This window comes from Nostoc sp. 2RC, assembly GCF_014222165.1.
GTDB classification, from domain to species: Bacteria; Cyanobacteriota; Cyanobacteriia; order Cyanobacteriales; family Nostocaceae; genus Nostoc; species Nostoc linckia.
The window spans coordinates 1-3,287 of sequence record NZ_JACKZU010000568.1 but is presented as its reverse complement, the minus strand read 5'-3'; the positions used below and the strand labels follow the sequence as shown (position 1 = coordinate 3,287).

Annotated in this window: 3 protein-coding genes; 2 read left to right on the top strand and 1 reads right to left on the bottom strand. The window is 50.3% G+C overall.

Annotated features, from left to right (window positions below; genetic code table 11):
- Positions 1–137 precede the first annotated feature (137 nt).
- Entirely contained in the window at positions 138–332 is a 195-nt protein-coding gene (locus tag GNE10_RS33220) for a tetratricopeptide repeat protein (RefSeq protein ID WP_185570315.1), read from the top strand.
- Here GNE10_RS33220 and GNE10_RS33215 read toward each other — a convergent pair.
- Complete coding sequence (locus GNE10_RS33215; protein WP_185570314.1) at positions 329–514, bottom strand: hypothetical protein; 186 nt, start codon at positions 512–514, stop codon at positions 329–331. The genes GNE10_RS33220 and GNE10_RS33215 overlap by 4 nt on opposite strands.
- Here GNE10_RS33215 and GNE10_RS33210 point away from each other — a divergent pair.
- Positions 502–3,287: VCBS domain-containing protein (locus GNE10_RS33210; RefSeq protein ID WP_185570313.1), on the top strand; the 2,786-nt coding region annotated here is incomplete at its 3' end. The genes GNE10_RS33215 and GNE10_RS33210 overlap by 13 nt on opposite strands.

Below are 3,287 nucleotides of genomic sequence, written 5' to 3'. Positions count from 1 at the left end.
TTTGATAAACCAATGGGCATGTATGCAGTCAACAACAGTATATATACTAGCACGCGTTATCAAATTTGGCGCTTTGAAAATTTACTCAAACCAAAGGAAATCTATCAACAAAGCGATCGCTACGCCCGCCAAAGGCAATGCACAAATTCCTGACGACATCCGCCCGTTCCTTATTTGAGCAGGGGAAACAGTCAGTGCAGCAGGGGGATTTACAAAGGGCGATCGCCAGCTTTAGGGAAGCGATTCGCCTGCAACCGGATTACATCGCCGCTTACAACCAGTTGGGTAATGCCTTCCAGGGGTTGGGGCAGATGGAACAAGCGATCGCTTAATTCAAAACCTGTGCGATCGCCTCATTCAAAACCTGTGCGATCGCCTCATTCAAAACCTGTGCGATCGCCTCATTCAAAACCTGTGCGATCGCCTCATTCAAAACCTGTGCGATCCCACCTCTTGCAAAGAGCGATCGCAAAAGTTCTCTCAAATACGGAGTAAACCAAAATGACTGAGCCAAGATTTTTAAACATTATTACCAACCCCTTTGGTCTGAGTAATGTGGGGTTTTATGCCAAGCCCACCTTTGCCGATATCGATGGCGATGGCGACAAGGATGCTTTTGTGGGCAATGATCAGGGCAATACATTGTTCTACCGCAATACAGGCACTGCCAGCAATCCCAAGTTTGCCGCCCCCAGCACCAACCCCTTCGGTCTGACTGATGTGGGGTATTTTGCCACCCCCACCTTTGCCGATATCGATGGCGATGGCGACAAGGATGCTTTTGTGGGCAATAGTCAGGGCAATACATTGTTCTACCGCAATACAGGCACTGCCAGCAATCCCAAGTTTGCCGCCCCCAGCACCAACCCCTTCGGTCTGACTGATGTGGGGTTTTCTGCCGCACCCACCTTTGCCGATATCGATGGCGATGGCGACCTGGATGCTTTTGTGGGCAATGAAGGGGGCAATACATTGTTCTACCGCAATACAGGCACTGCCACCAATCCCAAGTTTGCCGCCCCCAGCAGCAACCCCTTCGGTCTGACTGATGTAGGGTTTTATGCCGCACCCACCTTTGCCGATATCGATGGCGATGGCGACCTGGATGCTTTTGTGGGCAATAGAGACGGCAATACATTGTTCTACCGCAATACAGGCACTGCAAGCAATCCCAAGTTTGCCGCCGCCAGCAGCAACCCCTTCGGTCTGAATAATGTGGGGTTGTTTGCCGCACCCACCTTTGCCGATATCAATGGCGATGGCGACCTGGATGCTTTTGTGGGCAATAGTCAGGGCAATACATTGTTCTTCGAGAACGTCCCCAACACCCCCCCCATTGCCGTCAACGATGCATTTAGCACCAACGAAAACACCACCCTCAACGGCAATGTCCGCAGCAATGACAGCGACCCTGATAACAATACCCTGACAGTGACTCAGGTCAACGGCAATGCTGCTAATGTCGGTACTCAAATTAACTTGGGGAATGGTAAACTCACGGTGAATGGTAACGGCAGTTTTACCTTTGACCCCACCAATGGCACTGCTGCCCTGACAGATGGCTACGATTATTTACCTCAAGGAGCCACTGCCAGCACATCTTTCAACTATACCATTAGCGATGGTAACGGTGGTACTGCCAGCGCCACTGCCACCATTACGATTACCGGGGTAAATGATGCTGCTACCATCGCAGGTACAGCCACAGCAGCAGTCACCGAAGATGCCAGTACACCCAACCTCACAGCCACGGGTGCATTAACTGTGGCTGATGTTGATGCTGGGCAGAACACATTCAACACCACTGTCACCTCCGCTAGTGGCAATCTCGGCAGTCTCACCATCACCAGTGCTGGCAGTTGGAATTACACTGTTGCCAACAGTGCGGTGCAATTCTTAGGTGCTGGCGTGACCAAAACCGAAACCTTCACCGTGAAATCTGTTGATGGCACTGCCAAAGATATCGTCATCACAATTACTGGGGTGAATGATACCGCTAGCATCACAGGTATAGCCACAGGCGCATTCACCGAAGATACAAGCACACCCAACCTCACAGCCACGGGTGCATTAACTGTTAATGATGTCGATGCTGGCGAAAACAAATTTAACACTAACGTCACAGGCACAAATAACCTGGGTAGTCTCAGCATCACCGATACTGGCAGTTGGAATTACACTGTTGCTAACAGTGCGGTGGAATTCTTAGGTGCTGGCGCGACCAAAACCGAAACCTTCACTGTGCAATCTGTTGATGGTACTGCAAGCCTTGATATTGTCGTCACAATTACTGGTGTGAATGATGAGGAAAACGCAATAGCCACTTTTAATGCACAAACAGGTAGCAACAACCCTTTCAATAACATTAATTTTGGGTCTTACAGCGCACCCACCTTAGCCGACATCGATGGCGATGGCGACAATGATTTGATCGTTGGGGTAGATGACGGCACGCTCAAGTATTATAAGAACACAGGCACAGCCACCAACCCAGTTTACACAGCGCAAACAGTCACAGCCAACCCCTTCAATGGCATTGATGTGGGGTCTTACAGCGCGCCCACCTTAGCCGACATCGATGGCGATGGCGATGTTGATGCGATCGTTGGGGTAAATGACGGCACGCTCAAGTATTATAAGAACACAGGCACAGCCACCAACCCAGTCTACACAGCGCAAACAGTCACAGCCAACCCTTTCAATAGCATTGATGTGGGGTCTTTGAGCAAACTCATTTTTGCCAACGTTGATGGCGATGGTGACCTGGATCTAATCGTTGGGGAACGGAACGGCACCCTTAAGTATTACAAGAACACAGGCACAGCCATCAACCCGGTTTACAGAGCAATTTCAGGTACAGCCAACCTTTTCAGTGGCATTGATGTGGGGTATTCCAGCGCCCCAACCTTTGCCGACATTGATGGCGATGGCGATGTTGATGCGATCGTTGGAGAACGGAACGGCACTCTCAAGTATTACAAGAATGACACGCCACCAAAGCCGTTTATATTTGTTGCCACCACGGGCACAGCCAACCCCTTCAATGGCATTAATGTGGGGAATTACAGCGCCCCTACCTTTGCCGACATCGATGGCGATGGCGATGTTGATGCGATCGTTGGGGTAAATGACGGCACGCTCAAGTACTACAAGAATACAGGCACTGCCACCAACCCAATCTACACACAGCAAATCGGCACAGCTAACCCCTTCAATAGCATTAATGTCCAGGATTCCAGCACCCCCACCTTAGCCGATATTGATGGCGATGGCGACTTGGATTTGAT

What these genes read in the sequence shown, in the direction of transcription:
- GNE10_RS33220 (WP_185570315.1), top strand. Translation starts at nt 138, where the DNA reads ATGCACAAATTCCTGACGACATCCGCCCGTTCCTTATTTGAGCAGGGG.